The sequence below is a fragment of the Desulfosporosinus youngiae DSM 17734 genome (genome assembly GCF_000244895.1).
GTDB lineage: Bacteria > Bacillota > Desulfitobacteriia > Desulfitobacteriales > Desulfitobacteriaceae > Desulfosporosinus > Desulfosporosinus youngiae.
In genome coordinates, this window is sequence record NZ_CM001441.1 from 2,526,935 (window position 1) to 2,546,424 (window position 19,490).

Annotated in this window: 15 protein-coding genes; 9 read left to right on the forward strand and 6 right to left on the reverse strand. The window is 44.5% G+C overall.

Going from position 1 to position 19,490, the window contains the following annotated elements:
• The 4 genes from DESYODRAFT_RS11680 (at nt 1) to DESYODRAFT_RS11695 (ending at nt 5,216) form a co-directional block, all read left to right on the forward strand.
• Entirely contained in the window at nt 1-858 is an 858-nt protein-coding gene (locus tag DESYODRAFT_RS11680; protein ID WP_007783224.1) for a 3-hydroxyacyl-CoA dehydrogenase family protein, read from the forward strand.
• Between the two features lie 65 nt (nt 859-923).
• On the forward strand, nt 924-1,703 hold the full coding sequence (locus tag DESYODRAFT_RS11685; protein WP_007783226.1) for an enoyl-CoA hydratase-related protein: 780 nt from the start codon (nt 924-926) through the stop codon (nt 1,701-1,703).
• A 36-nt stretch (nt 1,704-1,739) separates the two neighbouring features.
• Nucleotides 1,740-3,494, forward strand: a complete 1,755-nt coding sequence (locus DESYODRAFT_RS11690) for an acyl-CoA dehydrogenase family protein (RefSeq protein WP_007783227.1) — start codon at nt 1,740-1,742, stop codon at nt 3,492-3,494.
• Nucleotides 3,495-3,800: 306 nt separating this feature from the next.
• Nucleotides 3,801-5,216 carry a sigma-54 interaction domain-containing protein gene (locus DESYODRAFT_RS11695; RefSeq protein WP_007783228.1) on the forward strand — a complete coding sequence of 472 codons (1,416 nt, stop codon included), beginning with the start codon at nt 3,801-3,803 and terminating at the stop codon, nt 5,214-5,216.
• A 231-nt stretch (nt 5,217-5,447) separates the two neighbouring features.
• Here DESYODRAFT_RS11695 and DESYODRAFT_RS11700 read toward each other — a convergent pair whose 3' ends face one another.
• The 6 genes from DESYODRAFT_RS11700 to DESYODRAFT_RS11725 all read right to left on the reverse strand — a co-directional run bounded on the left by DESYODRAFT_RS11700 (nt 5,448) and on the right by DESYODRAFT_RS11725 (nt 10,353).
• Nucleotides 5,448-5,711, reverse strand: coding sequence for a hypothetical protein (locus DESYODRAFT_RS11700; protein WP_007783230.1), 264 nt, complete (start codon nt 5,709-5,711; stop codon nt 5,448-5,450).
• 61 nt (nt 5,712-5,772) lie between these two features.
• On the reverse strand, nt 5,773-6,600 hold the full coding sequence (locus tag DESYODRAFT_RS11705; RefSeq protein ID WP_169315921.1) for a hypothetical protein: 828 nt from the start codon (nt 6,598-6,600) through the stop codon (nt 5,773-5,775).
• Between the two features lie 19 nt (nt 6,601-6,619).
• Nucleotides 6,620-8,827, reverse strand: a complete 2,208-nt coding sequence (locus DESYODRAFT_RS11710; protein ID WP_007783232.1) for a heavy metal translocating P-type ATPase — start codon at nt 8,825-8,827, stop codon at nt 6,620-6,622.
• Nucleotides 8,828-8,841: 14 nt separating this feature from the next.
• Entirely contained in the window at nt 8,842-9,216 is a 375-nt protein-coding gene (locus DESYODRAFT_RS11715) for an HMA2 domain-containing protein (protein ID WP_007783233.1), read from the reverse strand.
• The gene (locus DESYODRAFT_RS11720) at nt 9,213-9,788 is read right to left on the reverse strand and encodes an HMA2 domain-containing protein (RefSeq protein ID WP_042338464.1); all 576 of its coding nucleotides are present in this window, start codon (nt 9,786-9,788) and stop codon (nt 9,213-9,215) included. The genes DESYODRAFT_RS11715 and DESYODRAFT_RS11720 overlap by 4 nt, the downstream gene beginning before the upstream one ends.
• A 157-nt stretch (nt 9,789-9,945) precedes the next feature.
• Nucleotides 9,946-10,353 (reverse strand): HMA2 domain-containing protein, encoded by a 408-nt coding sequence (locus DESYODRAFT_RS11725; protein WP_207636370.1) that lies wholly within the window; start codon nt 10,351-10,353, stop codon nt 9,946-9,948.
• Nucleotides 10,354-10,684: 331 nt separating this feature from the next.
• Between DESYODRAFT_RS11725 and DESYODRAFT_RS11730 the strand changes: the two genes are divergently transcribed.
• From DESYODRAFT_RS11730 to DESYODRAFT_RS26640, 5 genes are all read left to right on the forward strand, one after another.
• A complete protein-coding gene (locus DESYODRAFT_RS11730; RefSeq protein WP_007783236.1) occupies nt 10,685-11,497 on the forward strand; it encodes a metallophosphoesterase in 813 nt (270 codons plus the stop codon).
• A 115-nt stretch (nt 11,498-11,612) separates the two neighbouring features.
• Nucleotides 11,613-12,470, forward strand: a complete 858-nt coding sequence (locus tag DESYODRAFT_RS11735) for an AraC family transcriptional regulator (protein WP_007783238.1) — start codon at nt 11,613-11,615, stop codon at nt 12,468-12,470.
• A gap of 292 nt (nt 12,471-12,762) precedes the next feature.
• A complete protein-coding gene (locus tag DESYODRAFT_RS11740) occupies nt 12,763-14,688 on the forward strand; it encodes a cell wall-binding repeat-containing protein (RefSeq protein ID WP_042339649.1) in 1,926 nt (641 codons plus the stop codon).
• 515 nt (nt 14,689-15,203) lie between these two features.
• Nucleotides 15,204-16,019 carry a nitroreductase family protein gene (locus tag DESYODRAFT_RS11745; RefSeq protein WP_007783241.1) on the forward strand — a complete coding sequence of 272 codons (816 nt, stop codon included), beginning with the start codon at nt 15,204-15,206 and terminating at the stop codon, nt 16,017-16,019.
• 235 nt (nt 16,020-16,254) lie between these two features.
• The gene (locus DESYODRAFT_RS26640) at nt 16,255-19,413 is read left to right on the forward strand and encodes a cell wall-binding repeat-containing protein (RefSeq protein WP_007783242.1); all 3,159 of its coding nucleotides are present in this window, start codon (nt 16,255-16,257) and stop codon (nt 19,411-19,413) included.
• Nucleotides 19,414-19,490 lie beyond the last annotated feature (77 nt).

Sequence of the window (19,490 nt, forward strand, 5' to 3'; positions counted from 1 at the left end):
ATGTCAACTAAGAAAATTGGGGTTTTAGGTGCGGGTTCAATGGGTGGCGGAATCGCCCACCTGGCAGCAGTAAAGGGTTTTGAGGTGGTACTCTGTGATGTGGAACAACGCTTTGTCGAAGGTGCAGTTAAGCGTATAGCCGGTTTCATGGATAAGAGCGTCGAGAAGCAGAAAATGACAGTTGATGAAAAAGAGGCAGTATTAAAGAGAATCACTATAACCACCAACATGGAGGACTTTGCTGCTGTCGATATGGTAATTGAGGCTATTTTTGAAGATCTGGAAATTAAAAAGAGTGCTTTTGAGAAACTGGATAAGATTTGCGCCCCGGAAACAATCTTTGGCTCTAATACGTCTTCCATGTCAATCACCACGTTAGCTTCAGCCACTAACCGCCCGGATAGAGTGGTTGGTCTGCACTTCTTTAATCCTCCCTTGATTATGCGTTTGCTAGAAGTCATCCGAGGTTATTACACCAGTGATGAGACGGTAAAGTTAGCCTCTGAGGTTGCTCAAGCTTTGGGAAAAACCCCTGTAGTGGTGAAGAAGGACACTCCTGGATTTATCGTAAACCGCATAATGATGCCTCAATTCTTGGAGGCTATTCGCATCGTCGAAGAAGGAATAGCTACTCCAGAGGATGTGGATATAGCAGTTAAACTGGGGCTGAACTATCCGATGGGTCCCTTCGAACTCATGGACTTTACCGGCGTAGAAATCTCGGTTCATGTAGCAGATTATTTGTTCAATGAATCAAAGGATATGAAATGGAACCCTCCTCAGGCCATCAGGGCTTTGGTACGGGCCGGACGCTTGGGCAAGAAGACGGGTGCCGGATGGTTTGACTACCGAAAATAAGGCTCAGAGGGTAAATCTTTCCTCAATATGTCAGATCTAGATTGTATAGAAAGGGAAATGATTTCATGACTTATGAAGCAATTCAGTTGATTAAAGAAAACGGGGTAGCCACTATCACCCTTAACCGCCCTCCCATGAATCCTCTGAACAGTCAAGTGTTCAAGGAGCTGAGCCAGGCGGCAGATGAACTGCAGTCCGATGCTTCTGTTAAAGCTGTTATCATTACTGGCGCAGGAAACAAGGCCTTTGCAGCCGGTGCCGATGTTGCGGAAATGGCTAACCTAACCCCGGTAGAAGTTTACAACTTTTGTCAGGCTTCCCGGGTTGCCTTTGAGAAGATTGAAGATTTAGGAAAACCGGTTATTGCTGCCATTGGCGGTCTGGCTTTAGGGGGCGGGTGTGAGTTGGCTTTGTGCTGTGACTTCCGTTTGGCAGCCGATACTGCCAAATTCGGGCAACCTGAAATTGGTTTGGGCATTATTCCCGGCGCTGGAGGCACCCAGCGTCTGCCGAGGCTGATTGGGGCAGCCAGAGCTAAGGAGCTGATTTTCTTGGGTGACATCTTCGATGCTTCTGCGGCGCTAAGCCTTGGTTTGGTAAACAAAGTGATACCAGCTGATTCTCTTATGGAGGAAGCCCGGAAGCTTGCCCAAAAACTGGCTGCAAAACCTGCAGTGGCTATGTGTATGGCTAAATCAGCCATCAACACAGGGGTAAATCTGGATATCTCATCCGCTTTAACTCTGGAAATTCAATGCTTTGTCACTGCCTTTGCCAGCGATGACCGCCAAGAAGGCCTGGGGGCCTTTATGGAAAAGCGAAAACCTAACTTCATGGGCAAGTAGACTTTTAAATAGTCTGGAAGGAAGTGAGAGAATCAAATGAAAAGCTTACCTAAAGGGGGGAGTTTCCTCTTCGATCAAACCAACCCCCAAGCTATTTTTACCCCTGAGGATTTTACCCTTGAGCATAAAATGATTTACCGGACTACGACAGGATTCGTGACAGATAAGGTTTTGTCGCAAATGGATGAGCTGGAAGCCCAAAAGGATAGTTTGCTCAGGGAGCTTCTGGAGGCAGCCGGAGAGTTGGGGCTGAACGGCGCAGATGTTCCGGAAGACTATGACGGCATGAATATGGATAAAATCAGTACCACGATCATAGCCGAGTGTATGGGGCGGTCCGGTTCCTTTGCCATGACTCATGGTGGCCAGACCGGGATTGGCAGTATGCCCATCGTTATGTTTGGTACCCATGAACAAAAGAAAAAGTATCTGCCTGGAATTGTCACTGGCGAAAAGATCGGGGCCTATGCGCTGACTGAACCGGGAGCGGGCTCGGACGCCCTGTCTGCTAAGACCCGGGCAGAATTAAGTCCCGATGGCAACTATTACATCCTAAACGGGACTAAACAGTTTATCACAAATTCCGCTATAGCGGATATATTCATAGTTTACGCCAAACTAGATGGGGATAAGTTCACGGCGTTTATCGTAGATGGAGATTCGGAGGGGCTTTCTACCGGGGCTGAGGAAAAGAAAATGGGCATTAAAGGTTCCTCCACCAGGTCGGTCATCCTGGAAGATGTCAAAGTTCCCGTAGAAAACTTGTTATTCGAAATCGGTCGGGGGCATGTGGTGGCTTTTAATATCCTGAACTTAGGCCGCTATAAACTCGCTGCAAATGCTTTGGGCAATGCCAAGTTTGCCCTGGAGTTGGCGGCAAGCTATGCCAATGAGCGCAAGCAGTTTGGCACTCCTATTGCTAATTTTGGTCTCATTAAGGAAAAACTGGCCGAAATGGCCATTAAAATCTATGTGGCCGAGAGCATGGTCTACCGTACTGGGGGCTTGTTAGAAAACATACTGCACAGTCTGGATACCACAGGCGCTGACGGGGGACAAATCGCTGCCAAGGGGATTGAGGAATATGCCTTAGAATGCTCAGTAAACAAGATCTTCGCCACAGAGGTTCAGGCGTATGCTGTGGATGAAGGCGTGCAAATTCACGGCGGTTATGGGTTTAGTGCTGAATACACCATCGAAAGGCTATACAGAGATGCCAGAATTTATCGCATTTTTGAAGGGACGAATGAGATAAACCGGGTTTTGGTTCCCACAACCCTGCTGCGCCGGGCGGCAAAAGGGGATTTGCCTCTTCAGGAAGCCATTGAAAAGCTGAAAGGGGCAATGGCAGGCGGGAGCTTGGTCAGAGAGGGGGAAGCCGGTTTGGTCCAGGCAGCAAAGGATATATTCTTGCTGACCATAGGTGCCGGACTTGAGAAGTATGGGAAGGAATTGCAGAAACAACAGGAAATCCTGGGCAGGTTGGCTGATCTGGCTATAGGAGCTTTCGCAGTAGAGAGTGCTTGGCTCCGAGCCCAGAAGGCAGTAGCTAATGAGGGCGGAGTCAAGGCAAAGCTTAAGCTCAGTATGGCAAGGGCTTACATTAATGCTGCCGTTGGGCTTTTGGAATATTCCGCAAAGGAAACCTTGACAGCTCTTGCCGAGGGCGAGGAGTTGGCAGGCTTACTGGAAAATCTGCGGAAGCTGACTAATTATGCTATCAGGGACACAGTGGCCCTGAGACAGGAGATAGCTGCGGCCATTTCGGAAAACGGCAAATATGGGGTTTAAACTGAAGTTCAGGGGAGTTCCTAGAAATCAGAAACAGGTTAATGCTATAATTTAGAATATTTGCCTTCTTGGGGTGTAGAAAAACTTCTAACTCCCGGAAGGCTAATAGCGTTTAAGGGTGGCTTTGGAGAAGGTGTTTGTTTATAAATGTCGAATAGAATAGTGTGTTAATAAAAAATTTTCAGATAATTTTGAGGGATTAGACTGCAATTTATAAAGTGACTGTCAGTGCAGATTCTCATGCAGTAAGGTTTTGGTGGGCAGACTTTGTCATACCTATGTTAAACTTTGAAGGACGGTGATAAAGTGGCGTCTGAATCTGAAAAACAAAGTCTTGATCGACAAGACGCTTATAAGGATGAATTAAGAAAAACCCTTGAGCAACAGTTTCTACAACAGATTATTGATAATTCATCTGATGCGATATTTGTTACCGATAAATTTGGCAATATTCTTTTGGCGAACGCAGGAACAGAGAAGTTCATGGGATGTAAGGCTGAAGAACTGATTAAGTGCAATGTCAAGGATTTGCTGGAAAAGGGTGTATATGACTGGTCCCCGACCCTGAAGGCGATTAAAACACGTTCTATTGTATCAGGGAATGTGACAAACAAACCCGGAGTTCAGTTTATGGCTACCAGTAATCCCTTACTGGATAGAAATGGCGATATTGTTATGATGATCACCAATGCCCGCGATAAAAATTTAGTGGACGAGTATATTGCGGCTTTGGAAAAAGAGAGAATAGCTGTGAACCGATACAAAACAGCGGTAGAGTATTTGAGTGAAGTGGACTTGGAGAATAAGGAGCTCGTGGTCGAGAGCCAGCAAATGCAGCAAATTATGAAAATCAGCAATGTCATAGCGAAAACGGACAGTACTGTTATGTTGATCGGAGAAACGGGTACGGGTAAAGAAGTCATGGCAAGGCATATCCATCGCAATAGTCTGCGGTCGAAAGAACCTTTTATCCCGGTAAATTGTGCAGCAATTCCTCATGAATTGCTAGAGTCAGAATTCTTCGGCTATGTGCGGGGGGCCTTTACAGGTGCAAATCCGCAAGGAAAACCGGGGTTGTTTGAAATTGCCGATAAAGGAACGTTGTTTCTGGACGAAATTGCCGAACTGCCCCTGGCGATGCAGGCTAAACTGCTAAGAGTGTTAGAATCCGGTGAAATACAAAGGTTAGGAGATACGACTATTTACAAGGCCGATATTCGATTCATTGCGGCGACGAATCGGGACTTAAAAGTAATGATGGGGCAAAAACTGTTCAGAAGCGACTTATACTATCGCCTTAATGTAATACCTATTAATTTGCCGCCTTTGAAAGAAAGGCCTGAGGACATTCTTGCCTTGGCCTATAAATTTTTAGACGAATTGAATAGGAAATATTCTCTAAAGAAGAATTTTTCTATTCAAGCGACGAAAGGGTTTTTAAACTATAGCTGGCCAGGGAATGTCCGGGAATTGCGTAATGTTATCGAGAGATTAGTCATTACCTCAACAAGTGATATCTTGAATTTTGAGTATGAGTTAGAATGTTTTTCGGAAATAAATATGGCTTATCAAGGGACCTTGAAAACTGTTATGAAAGCCGTGGAAGAGAAGTATATAAACCAGGTTCTGGAAGAATGTGGAGGACGAGTAGACGAGGCGGCTCGGCGACTAGGCGTTCACCGCACCCTGCTGTATCGTAAGCGTGAAGTAAAATCCAAGTGATGGAATTCCAAGACAGGAGAACTTTACAAATGATGCCATACCTAATATGTATTGAGCTATGATGCGGCGGTCCTTCAGATTCGTCACCGGTGACGAATCTGACCCGGCAACAGGGTGATCCGATATTGGAAAAAGCCCTGAAGCTGATTTTACTAAGTCAGTTTCAGGGCTTTTGTTGCGTAAATCGTCATAACTTTATTCGGTTAACCGTTTGCTGTTAAGCCGAGGATACTATTCAATAGGTGTTGAGACCGCAAGCTGATCTTTGATCATCTCTTTTTCAGCAATCAAATCTTCGATGCGTTCTTTCTGAGCGACTAATTCTTCTAAAGTCATGGAATTATAGTCCTTTTTAGCGGACACAGGAATGTCGATTCCCTGATTTCTTAATAACTGATCGACCTTGTCCTCATTTTTCTTATAAAGATAATACCCTACTGCGCAAACTCCCACTCCCACTGCAAAGCCTGTTAGATGTGTTCTGGTTATGATCATATTCTTTCCTCCTCTCGTTTTTAATAATATTTCAATCGTTTATTTATAATAAATTTTAAGATCAGAATTCTAATCTTAAAAATATTATATCTTTATTGCTGGTTAAGCCTTCCAGAGCATCTCCGTGTTTATTTGAGACGTTTTTTATTTGATTAAGTAAAGAAGTCACCTTCATACTGCTGCGAATACCAACATACTTCCTCAAGAAATTCCCCGCGATTTTGATGAAACTTTTATGATAGAGAGTCTCTTCCGATTTCACAGCTACATCATAATACATGCGGTTCTCTTCCTGGCTGAAAGCTTGATAGGCTTGAATACTGATCCGATCCGATTCCTCTCCGGTCAGATGTCTGATAAACGTCGAGATCCAGGTGATGGTTGAAGCCCCTAAGAATTGATTTTTCAGCATGGAATTAACCAGATAGATGGCTGTTACTACTTCAGGATCCGGGGTGCCTGAAAGCTTAATTTCAGAAATTCCGTGATTCACGACGGCTGCTAAGGTGCTTACTCCCGCATTCCAATCCAACAGGTTGCTGATATTGGTCAAAGGAGCCCAGCTGCTTCTGCCGATCCAGGCGGCCATTAAGGCCACGAGAGCATAATTATCGATGAGACTTACTCCCACATTTTGCTTTTTATTTTCTACATAAACAGAGCACATATTATATTCAATAGACAAAGCTGTACCGATCCGGATAATAATTTCCGACATTTCTATTTCAATGGGGTTGTAATACACCAGGACGGATCGGGTGACAGGACTGAATTTTACACTGTGTATGCCGTTATGTCCCAGGACTTCCGTTTCAAACTTTTTAATTCTCCTGGGCGGCATGGATAAGGAAAGGCGAACCCTTCCCGGCAATTGGTGAATGATGTTCATGACCGGATAACTCATACCATCAACTCACATTTCTTTCAAAATTATGGAACAGCAATCGGGCAGAGTTACAGACAACCAGTATGGTGGTGCTGTTGTGAAGCACCGCTCCCCAAAAGACCGGCAGAATCCCGATGGCACCCAGCATAAGCCCGACGGTATTGATGCCGATGGTCACTGCGAAGTTTTGCTTGACAATGGACATGGTTTTTCTGGACATATTCACCATACTTGGAATCAATAAAGGGTCATCACTGGCTATGGTGACATCTGCCGCTTCGATGGCGATATCGGTTCTCGTATTGCCGATGGCAACCCCCACATCGGCATAGGCTAAAGCAGGCGCATCATTAATTCCGTCGCCTACCATGATGACTCTTGAACCCCTTGATTGAGCCTGAAGGACATACTTAGCCTTATCCTCCGGAAGCAGCTCTGATTCAAAGCCATCCATGGCCATGCTGTGGGCTACTATCTCTGCGGAGTTTGCCAAATCACCGGTGAGCAGTTTCAACTCATCGAAGCCTAAATATCTCAGCCGGTTGATGGCCTTTTTCATATTAGCCCTTAAGGTATCCTGTACCCCTAAAACACCCACCAGCTCCTCTGCCTGGGAGACGAAAATCAGGTTTTCTCCGCGATCAATTAAGTGGGCGATCTCCTTTTCCAATTCGGAAATATAAATGCCGTTTTCCTCCATGAATTTCCGATTCCCTACCCGAACGGATTTAGCATCGACCTTTGTCTCCACCCCCCGGGCGATATGGACAATGGTTTCAGAATGCTCCGGTATGGTCAATCCGGAGCGGCGTACCTTGGATAAAATGGCATAGGCCAAGGGATGATCTGAAGTTTCTTCTGCGGCTGCCGCAAGCCGGAGTACTTCTTCTCCCGATACATTCTTCTTAGTTACGATGCTTGTGACTTTAGGCTTCCCTTCAGTCACTGTGCCGGTTTTATCCAGGATTAAGGTATCGGCTTCTGCCATGGCTTCGATCAAATTGCCGCCTTTTAAGAGGATGCCGTTCCTGGCGGCGGTATGAATGGCCGCCGACAGCGCTGTAGCCGTTGAAAGCCTCACTCCGCAGGAATAGTCGATAATCAGCATATTTAAAGCCCGGACAACACTTTTCGTTGTCAGATAGACGATACCGGCCAGGGCAAAATTCAAGGGGATCAGATGAGCTGAAAACCGGTCGGCATAGACCTGAATTTGCGCTTTATTATTGCCGGCGTCTTCCACCATACTGACAATCCTGGAAACGGCCGTATCGTCACCCACTTTTTCCGCCTTGACGGTTACATTTCCGGATTGAATCACCGTCCCGGCAAAGACGCGCTCGCCTTTTTTTCTGACCACCGGCATAAACTCCCCGGTAATGGCCGTCTGATCAATGACGGCTTCGCCTTCGACAATGATTCCATCAATGCTGATTTTATTGCCGGTTTGCCCCAAGACCAGATCCTCCACTTTAATTTCGGATAAGGGAATCTGTACCACGGTATCATCGTCTAATTTCTTCCAAACAAAGGTTTCTCCTACTGCGATCATATCCTTAATGGCGTTTCGCGTCCGGTTCATGGTGTAAGCAGTGATCAGTTCGGCGACATCGGATAGTAAGATCGTGGTTAAAGCGGATACACCGCTGCCGGAGAAAAGGGAGGTGATAATGGAAGCCATGGTCAGGGTATCGGCATTGGGTCTTTTCGTGACGAGCAGAGATTTCATACCGCTTTTAAAAATAGATTTGGATAATCCTAAACTAAGCAAGGCGGGAAGGGTTGTAAAACGTGACAGCAGCCCTTGCTGCGGCAGCAGCACATAACCTTTGGTTAAATTAGCCGCAAAGAAACCCGCCCCTGTGATGGCAATCCTGCCTAAGATATCCTGATAAGACTCTTCCTGCAGTCTTCGTTCCTGAACCGGGACATCGCTTTTTTTGGTTTGCTCATTTTTATGGGCTATCAACGAATAGGTATAGGTGACCGTTTCAATGATTTCCAGGATTTCATCGCTGTCTGCAAGTGTAGAATCAAAATACACCAACACATTTCCGGTAATGGTATTAACCGTGGCCTTCTTAATAATGGCGATGTTATTTAAGTTTTTTTCCAAATCCCAAGTTTGTTTCTGAAGGTATTTTAGAGCTCTGCATTTAATCCTTACTCTTCCCGGGATGCTGTGCACTATATCACATTGGATTAAAGGCTGTTCTTTTTTTATGGCCATTACACCTTTCTCCTCTATAAGCTCATCTCAAATTTGATGATTTCCCGCATTTTATAGACCGCCTCGTCCAGTTCCTCTACCTTTGTTTTGGCTAGCTGGGTTCTGTGAGACGCAACGATTCTCAGCATTTTTTTTAAGTACGTAATAATTTGTTTTTCATCAAGGCGAGCGGCGTCATAGGTAATTAAAGCGCTGCCTGTGAGATAATTGTAAGAAGCTGCTTTGACCCCCGGGATTGCTTCGATTAACTCTGTCACTGCCAAAGAATCCACTTGCCAGGCTTTGGGAATTTCCTTCATAGCGGGTATGGCTAATCTCAATCTTCCTGGAATGCTATGCACAATATGTATTTTGATCAGATAGTCATATAAATTGGCGATTAGGGTCATTGATGGTCAGCCTCCAATACCAGAGACCGGTACGCCCAGTATAATAAGCTATAGGGGTTGGCCTTCGCTATTTCAGTGGAAAAGAATAATCCTTTAATTCCATAAAATAAAAAGACCAGAGAGAGGGCTGCTTTGACATCCAATAATCCTCTTGTTTTTTCATATAAAGAATAACTTAAGGCTTCATTCCATTTTCTGATTTCTTTCCTGACCAGCGGAACCTCTTTAGTTTGGAGTTTATTTTCTAATCCCAGCAACTTGATGATGATTCCTAAGATTAGTATTTTTTCAATCTTCTCTTCCCGGTAGAGTACCACTATTGAACCACTGATGGTATTTACTTTTACTTGCTCTATCCCCTCAATTGCCTGCATTCGCTCTTCCAATAGTTCTTTTCCCTTTGATAACTGAACCAAAGAAGGCGCAAAAAAGCGAATTCGTCCCGGTATAGCGTGCTTTATTTCTAAAGTACCGGGGAAGCCATTAAAAAGGGTGGGATCATTTCCTTTATGACTTTTAGCCCCATAAAATAACCCCAAAAGTGCTCCGCTGAGCAATGTGTATTTATTCATACCTTTTCATCAACAGCCAATGTATTGATTTCCTCCCTCTTTGTAAAATAATTGGTTTAGTTGCAAACTTTGCTAAACTTCTTACTTATTCTCTATTTTACTATGATATCTCTTAGATGTAAACGATAATCGTTATCAATCCGAATGGCTGAAAATATTATTTACGCCTATCGTATTTCCTAACTTTTAAGGTTTCCACTTCTGACAGTAATGGATTACTACCCAGGTTGTCCGGCGAATACTGAATCAGAATGGAACCAGTCGCTGGATTCACTGAAAAATTATGGATTTCTGTCACGGATTTTAAGTATTCCTGAACCTGATGAGCATACTCCGGATTATTGCGCAATTGCTGGGAATAAAGCCTTGCCCGGCCCGGCAGATAATGCAGCACTTGCAGGTTTTGGGACAACAAGGAAACAGTGGTTTTTTTCCCAATTCCATTCACGTTCTTACGGAGATGCTTGGCCAAATACTTGCGATGCTGCCATGAATGTACTCCGGCCCAAGCTGTTAGCATAACGCCAAAGGCTGCATGATATTTTTTACTAAAGGGTAAGGCCAATAAAGTTCCCCCTAAAGAAATCACTAACCCCAAATTAGTAGCTGAATGCTTTATTTGCATATTAAGGTTCATTCCTTTCGAAATTTATAGGCTGATCACTAACATATTACATTTTTCCCTATTTTATAATAATAATTTTTTAGTGTAAACGACAGGTGATTGATGACTGAAATTGGCATATTTGCAAACTGGACAGGATAAAAGAAAACTATGGTGAGTGGTTAGTGGGAGGAATTAAGGGCAGCTTGGCGAAAATGTCCCCAGTAGAGCATCGGTTATCCTGAATGATGATTATCTCAGAGGACCTCAAGAATTGGAAGGGAGGATTGTTTTGGATAATAAGCGGATATCCCGCAGAGCATTTATTCTCCGCGGGATAGGGTTGGCAGCCTATCTTTACTATGATCTTCATTCGATTGCTATTAAACAATATACCATTGCCATTAATAATCTCCCTAAAGACTTTGAGGGCTTTACAATTCTCCATCTGACAGATTTGCATGCCAAACAATATGGTGATAAACAAGAAAAGCTATTAACTATAATTAACCGTCAAAGTTTCGACATGGCAGCAATAACCGGGGATGTTATGGATAAAAATAATCCCGATGCAGAACCCGCTTTGTCGCTGGTCAGAGGGTTAAGTTCCAAACCTATTTTCTTTGTGCCCGGGAATCATGAGTGGTGGCATGATTTCAGCATTAAGCCTTTATTGGAGGATTATGGAGTAAAGATACTGGAAAATAAGAAGTTCAAGTATGCAAAAGACAACTCTTATATTTGGATAGTTGGGGTCGATGACCCTTATCTGCGCAGAGATAATTTGGACGAAGCACTTGATAGCCTGGCAGATTCTCAACCAAGGGTTTTGCTGGCTCATGCACCTAATATTTTTCCAGCGGCAGCCATGTCAAATATCCAATTAGTATTAGCAGGTCATACTCACGGCGGCCAAGTCAGACTTCCTCTTGTTGGTGCGCTTGTTGCTCCCGGGCAGGGGTTTTTTCCCAAATATGATTATGGCCAATTCACAGCCGGGTCTACAAATATGATCGTTAACGGTGGTTTAGGGGAGAGCGTTTTACCCATAAGATTCTATAATCGACCGGAAATCGTGTTAGTCAAAATGGTTTCCCCGGGTTAATCTTGTTGTAACGTAATAATGGCATCCCATGCGGCAGACCTCTGATATCGGTGCAGGAAAAGAGAGGATGGCCAATAAGGATTTTAATATACTTTGATCATTGAGAGGTGATGGTATGGAATGGCTCAGTTGCCTGAATGAAGCGGTAAACTACATGGAGGAACACCTGGAGGATGAAATCAACCTGGAGCGCGTCGCGCGGATCGCCCGTTGTTCGTCGTTTCATTTTCAGCGCATGTTTTCTTATCTTGCGGACATACCTCTTTCAGAGTATCTTCGCAGGCGGAAGATGACCAGAGCGGTGTTCGATTTGCAAACCAGTGATGAAAAAATTATTAACATTGCGCTCAAATATGGATATGAATCGCCGACGGCTTTCAATCGTGCTTTTCAGAGCGTTCATGGCATAGCCCCGTCTGCTGCCAGAGCACAAGGGGTTAGACTGAAAGCCTATCCACCCATCAGCTTTAAAATATCGATCAAAGGAGAGGCTGAGATGAACTACCGAATCGAGAAAAAGGGTGCTTTCAGAATTGCAGGGGTTAGAGAGCATTATGCCATGAACATTGAAGAATGCTTCACCAATGTGCCGCTGTTTTGGCAAAAGACGGCGCAAAGCGGCGTTATCCCGAGACTCTGCACCCTGATGAACCGGGAGCCGAAGGGCATCCTTGGGGTAAGCACCTGCATGAACGGCAAAGACTTCGATTATTACATTGCCGTGGCTACAGATCAGGAGACGCCCGAAGACATGGCGGAGTATCATGTCCCGGAATGCACATGGGCTATCTTTGAATGTATCGGAGCCATGCCCGGCGCCATACAAAATCTGCAAAAGCGTATTGTGAGCGAATGGCTGCCCAATTCCGGTTACGAGTACGCCAATGCGCCTGATATCGAAGTCTATTTTGAAGGGAATCAACAGGCGGAGGACTACAGATGCGAAGTCTGGCTGCCTGTTGAAAAGAAATAATAACGGTGTAATAAGGCGGCCTCGCGGCCGCCATTCTTTTTGGGACTAAATCCTGCTTACCAAGGCCATTGAGATTAACCGGCTGCTGGAGGAAGCCAAATAGCCGGAGAAGATAATTTCAATCCAAACAAATATTACCAGCAGGAAAATTCATCACGCCAACGAATACTAAACGTAAGCCCTAATATTGTCATCAGGTCAAATTTACTTAAGTCTAAAATATAGGCAGTAGAATGCTTCAAGTACGATGGTTAAAAAGAAATCTAAAGAGACGCGAGGCGAAAAAATAATAATGAGTAAACTTAAAAAAGCCTTAGCTGCCCTGGTTATGGCAAGTATGGCATTGACAATAGTCCCCCTTAACGTATTTGCTTCCGACACGGTTCCAACTCGATTGGCAGGTACAAATGCTGAACAAACCGCAGTCAGAATTGCTGATCAAACAGGTTGGACAGGAACCGCAATTCTTGCTTCCTCAACTTCCTATGGTGTGGTTGATGCCCTAACCTCAGGTCCGCTGGCCTACTATTTAAAAGCGCCGATCCTTCTGACCGGAGCTGGAAACATACTTGACGCTGCTACCAAAGACGAACTTGTTAAACTCAACCTTACCAAGGTTTATGTGACCAGCGGAACGGCGGTGATCAGGCAAGGAGTCCTGGATGAGTTGAAAGCAATGAATATTACGGTTGTACCCCTTGGCGGAGTTGACCGTTTTGAAACCTCGGTTAAGATCGCCCAACTGATGGTTACCCTCGGCGCGCCGGTGACGAAGGTTGCGGTTGCCTACGGCTGGTTAACCCAAGACGCGCTCTCAATTGCCTCGATTGCTTCCCAGGCAAGTCAACCGATTCTTTTAACGGACAGTGCGAAACTTCCTGAGATTGTTCAGGAATTCTTGAAGGAAAATCCAGGCATCACAACGTCTGATGTCATTGGCGGAACCGGCGTTATTAATAGTACTGTATTAAATCAACTTCCCAAGCCTACCCGCCATTCAGGAATCACAGCCTATGATACCAATGATCAAGTCATTAAAGACTTCGCCGGTTCCCTCTTGTTTGACCGGGTATACCTGGCCAATGGGGTTACGGGTATTGATGCTCTTTCCGGTGCACCGCTGGCTGCTCAAACTAAGTCTGCCATAGTCCTCACTGACGGCGTTAATTCTCCTGCGGCCGGTGCTTTCGTGAAAAGCAGAATGTCTGTTAACAGTATTGTCACTGCGCTGGGAGGCGAAGCGGTAGTTACGGAGAGTCAGCGTAATCTTGTAAATGCAGAGGATACAAGTGTACAAAACGCCATAATTGCCCAAAAGCTAGAGGATATAGCCAATCAAAATGATATTCCGCCTGCCCTGGTTAAAGCCATTGCTTGGATGGAGAGTGGATGGAAACAATACAAATCAGATCCAACCACAGGGCAGCCTTTGACAGATCAACCCTTCATATCTGCCGACGGCGGCATAGGAATTATGCAGATTTCTCCGGCCAATTATCCCGAATACGATGTCGCCAGGCTGAAGAGTGATCTGGATTATAATATTGAGGTAGGCTGTCAAATTCTCAATAACAAGTTCCGGGCCTACCCCAAGCTTGGCGACGGGAATCGCAACGTCTTAGAAAATTGGTATTTCGCCGTCTGGGCCTACAATGCCTGGACTAAAGAAAATAACCCGAATTACTATACGGGTCAGGACGCCTATCAGGATAAGGTATTTGGCCTTCTAGGCAAAAAATACAACAGTGCTATTACCTTCGCTCCAGGCGCCACAATTCTTCCCAAAGCCCTGTTGCCCCTTACAGATCCGCCTAATCTCTCCAGTTGCTGGAGCACTCCAACTCCCCTGCACAGCGGGGACCTGGCCTTTGATCCTGAGTCATTGCTGATGAACGGGGATTTCTGGTATAACTATGAAATCCCTCAGCAGCCCAGGGGGGATTATTATGTACAGGCTTTAGCATTTTATAATACTTTTTATAATAGCCCATTGGTCTCGTCAGGGGATAAGGAGATCGTCTCTCAGAAAATCCTTGACACCTATAGCAAACTCTTAGATGCGGCGGATGCTTTGGTGTTAGAGAATAATGCTACATCCTACGCAATTGCGGCAAAATATTACTGGACCGTTCTTCAAGGGCCGAATTTGGATTCTGCAATTAAGAACCGGGCTGGTTCCGGTTATCAGAATGCTTCTGCTAAAGCAAACCAGTCCTAAGATTTGAAACTGTTTATACTGCTAAAGATTAACGAAAACCACTGAGGCCAAGTGCTCAGTGGTTTCCGTTTTGTTATCAGATTCCCATGCCGCTGTGCGGCACCACTGATGAGTGAAAATAGGTCTCTCGGGTCGGGCAGTTTCTCCCACATCCGTTAACTCAGCACTCCGAGGCTCGCCCACTCACCGGCACGGGACTCCGCCAAACCTCAGGGTAGTACCTGATGTGAACCCGTGGCTACGTGTCCCCGCACCGGCTTGTGGGCTTTTATCGCCTCTCCATGCGATGAGTTTACTCCTGTGGGAGAAGCTGCCTTCCTTTGAGGTCTACAGATTTTTTGAATGTTTTTGGGGTATTTTTTTAGGGCAGAAAGTATCAATTTGCGTTATATTTATACTATTAGCAATATATAGACCTTGCTAATGAAAGCGAGAACAAGGGCCTTCACAACAATTATTGGTAGTATGAAGAATTTGTAGAAGACCAGAAAAAGTGGAAAGTAGGAGTGATGAATATGGATATGATTCAAGTTAACCAGGAGAAATGTAGCCGCTGTGGACTCTGTGCGGAAGTCTGCCCCTCAGGAAGTATCATTATGGAGAATCAAATACCACAGGCCACAGAACGGAATTGTTTTGCCTGTGGACACTGCGTAGCTGTGTGTCCTGTGGCGGCAATGGATAACGTGAAGGCACCACTCGCCAAACAGTTGCCCCTTGAAAATATGCCTGTCCTTGACGCTGATACTGCAGCCCGCTTTCTCCGCTCCCGGCGATCTATCCGCCGCTACAAGGAAAATCCTGTACCACGGGAAAAAATAGTGCAGCTCCTCGATATCGCGCGTTTGGCACCAAGCGGAGGCAACACTCAGGGTGTTGCTTATCTCGTCATTGATAACGCTGAAACGCTGCACAAAATAACGGCTGTTACAGTTGATTGGATGGAAGAGCAATTACAAAATGGCTCTGCCTGGGCACAGTATTATAGCGGAGTGGTGGACACTTATCGCCAAACCGGCCAAGACGTTATATTAAGGAACGCTCCATGTCTGATTGTGGCCATAACTGCCAAGGACTTTCGACACCGTGGACGGGATAATACACATTTTTCACTTGCCTACGCTGAACTCTACGCTCCGGCTATTGAATTGGGAACATGTTGGGCGGGATTCTTTGAAGGGTGCGCATCCAGCAATTATAAGCCATTATTGAATATCTTGAAGCTGCCGGAAAACATGGTTGTCACCGGTGGATTGTTAGTAGGTTTCCCAAAGTATACTTATAAACGATTAGTGGACAGAAATCCTTTGCAAGTGTCGTGGTGGGACTAAAGACGTGAAAATTCCCTTATAGTTTGGCTATGAGGTGGGGGCAAGGTTATTTATTAGGTTAAAACAGTATGGTTGGAAACGATCAATCCTGCCAATATCTTTAAGGTGAAGCAGTTTTAATCTCCTAAAGATACATTCAATATTATTTTGAGATATTTGGAAAAAAGCTTTTACAGGCTTTTTTCTTTTTTTAACGAATGAATAGGTAGCATTTTTTATTGAAAGGGAGTTAGGAATGCAGAAATTTCGCCTCAAAACATTTTTCGTTGTTCTTCTTACCTTTTTACTCATTTTTTCTCAAATAGGTTTTGCTCAAGCTACCAACAGTGCAGATACAATTCCTTTGGATTTCACCCCCTTTACCAGTTTAATGGACCCTATCCAGCCCATCGTCTACCTGACATGTCCAGATCAAAAGTTACTCTATGCCATCAATATAGAAACCAAAGAAACCAAAACTCTCGCCTTTGAGTTGAAACCAAAAATGATGACTTATGACCAGAAGCAACTCTTCGTGGCCTTTTCTACAGATTCAATTCATCATTCAGACACAAAAGGGAAAATTGCGATCATTGATACGGATACCTTTACTCAAGTTGATGAATTGAATATCGACGTTGACCCCTTCTTCATCGCTGTCAAAGACAGTTATATCTTTATTTCATATTATGGCGGCTATGTCTCCTATTCTCTGTCAACAAAAGAGCGGATAACGCTTGCCTCTGGAATTTTCGGAACTTCAGCATTGGCTGTAAATCAACAATCAAGTCGGCTTTATCTGATTCCACAAGCAGCAAAGCCTCAGCCGATAGTTGCTGATATCTTCCAGGGTATTCTCATGAATTCTTTTTATGGTCCAGAAACGAGTATCCCGTATACAGATTATGATTTAAGCAGTGGTATTTATATTCCCACTCCGCCCTTTGCTAATTTTCGGATCAAAGCGTCTCCGGATGGACAATATGTGTTCGATACTTCGGGGCAGGTCATGGATGCTAGTCTTAATTTAGTGACCAAGCTGGGGTATATGTTGAGTGATGTTGCTTTTGATCCGATCAGCACTAATTTTTACGCAGCCGAACGGAATATTATTAAAGCTTATGGCAAGGACTATGAGAGCAATAATAGTGGTTTTATGAGCTTTAAAAACTATGCCCTGCTTAACACCAGCGGGACTATTCAAGAGCTTAATTTTCAAAGGAACCGGCTCATTGCTTTGACCAAAACTAAAACAGGTCAGCACCAACTGGAAATACTGGCAGCTCCGGCAGCCTATGTATCCAACCCGGAATATAATGATTTTCCTCCCATTCCTATCGATTTCAAACCTACTGCTTTTATTTATAGTCCTGACCAGCCTATAGTCTATATGACTGATGCAAACAACCGCAGATTGTATTCCTTAAATTACGAAACTCACGTTGTTAAAAGTCTGGAGTTTTCAGCACAACCGGAAAAGCTGGCTCTTGCTAATAACAAGCTCTACGTTACCTTATTTAAAGGACCTCATCAAGACTGGAACCCCATTGAACCTCCGCCAGGTCTGGTAGAGATAATTAACACGGATACTTTCACAATCTCGGACGAGATCCAATTAGAGGCAGATCCGCTCGATATTGCTGTGAGTACCGATGGTTACATCTATATTCTCGGCGGTACTCACAATTCTGCTAAAATCAGCAGTTATTCAGAGGCAACCAAACGTAGGGTTGCCACCTTTGACCAGAATTACGGCATTTACTCCATGACTCTAAATCCGGTAACTAACCAGCTTTATGTGAATGGTTATTCCATGGCTACTAACATCATTACTTTGAACCATGGGCAATTTGACACCATCAAAGTTATGGATATAGTCACTGGGGTAACGGGTGTTTCACCTGACGGACAGTATGTACTGAGCTACGATGCTATCCTGGATTCTAAGCTGAATAAATTGAGAGACATTCAGGATATAACTCGTGCAGCCTTTGATATAACCAATCAAAAGTTTTTTGTTCAGACTTCGGATACAAATATCGATGTCTATGATTATGATGCCTTATTTAATCAATCCCTGAAGAAACTTAGTTCACTTACGTCCACTGACACGATTCGTGGGATATCAATTCAAAAGGGTAAATTGATTTCAATTTCTCAGAATACGAATAAAAGTTTTTCCCTAACCGGGCACTATGTCGAAAAGCTGCCTCTGGTATCACAAGCAGCCGAACAACCGGAGGCAGTCGCAGGGTTTCCTCCTGAAAACTCCAGTGACCTTCCTACTAATTATCCCGTTGCTGTCGAGTTTTCACAAATGGTATTCCCAGGCAACAATTTGTCAGGTATTAAACTCCAAACCGGAACGGTTCAGGTTCCGATAGATGTGCAGTTAGTTAATAGAACCTTATTGATAACACCGAAAAGTGAGCTGGATTACAATACCCAATACACTCTTACCGTTCCCGAGAACGCTGTGGTGGGATATACCGGTGTAAACAGTAAGTCAATGTATACCTTAACCTTTAACACAGATCGAGAGTTTAACAGGTTAGGCGGTATAGACCGTTATGCAACAAGTACTGAAATTGCCAAAAAAGGATGGCAGCAATCGGATTATGCTGTGCTTGTCTATGGAGGAAACTTTCCCGATGCGTTATGTTCAACACCCTTAGCGGCAAAGTTTCGGGCTCCGATTCTTTTAACAGATCAAAACACCTTATCTCCAACAGCAGAGGCAGAAATAACACGTCTCGGAGTAAAAAGAGTGTTTATCGTCGGAGGTACGGGAGTCGTGTCCGGCCATATTGAAGAGAATCTTAAGTCAAGAAATATTCAAGTGGTACGTTTAGCGGGTACAACCCAGTATGATACCTCGGCTGCTGTCGCAGATTATCTCGGTCCGAGTGAGCAGGTTTTTGTTGTCTCAGGAGAAAGTTTTCCGGATGCCTTGTCCATTGCTTCCTATGCAGCCAGCCAAAGGAGTCCGATATTACTGACAAGACGGAATGCTTTACCTGCACCTATTCTCGATTATGTCAGAAATAATGGCGTGAACAAAGCCTATATTATCGGGGGAACGGCCGTAATTAATAGTCCTGCAACTTATGATCTTCCGGCCCCGGAGCGGGTCTCTGGTGAGACTCTCTATGATACGAATCAGGAGGTGTTCAAAAAATTCAGCTTCGATTATTCGGTCACCTTCTTAGCTAATGGCGAATCCTTCCCGGATGCACTATCTGGGTCAGCCCTTGCAGCAATAGGACAGCATCCGGTGCTTCTCCTTTCCGGCGCGACCAGCAAGGATATTATCAATGATATCAACTATAACAAAGGGATGATGAAGATGAAGTATATTCTTGGCGGAACTGTAATTATGCCGGATTTGCTCATCGATCAAGTTTTTAAACAATAGGATGAACTAGGTGCCAATCAGATTTAAAAGCTGACTGGTACCATTTTACATAGTTTTTAATCTTTTTGGATTAAATA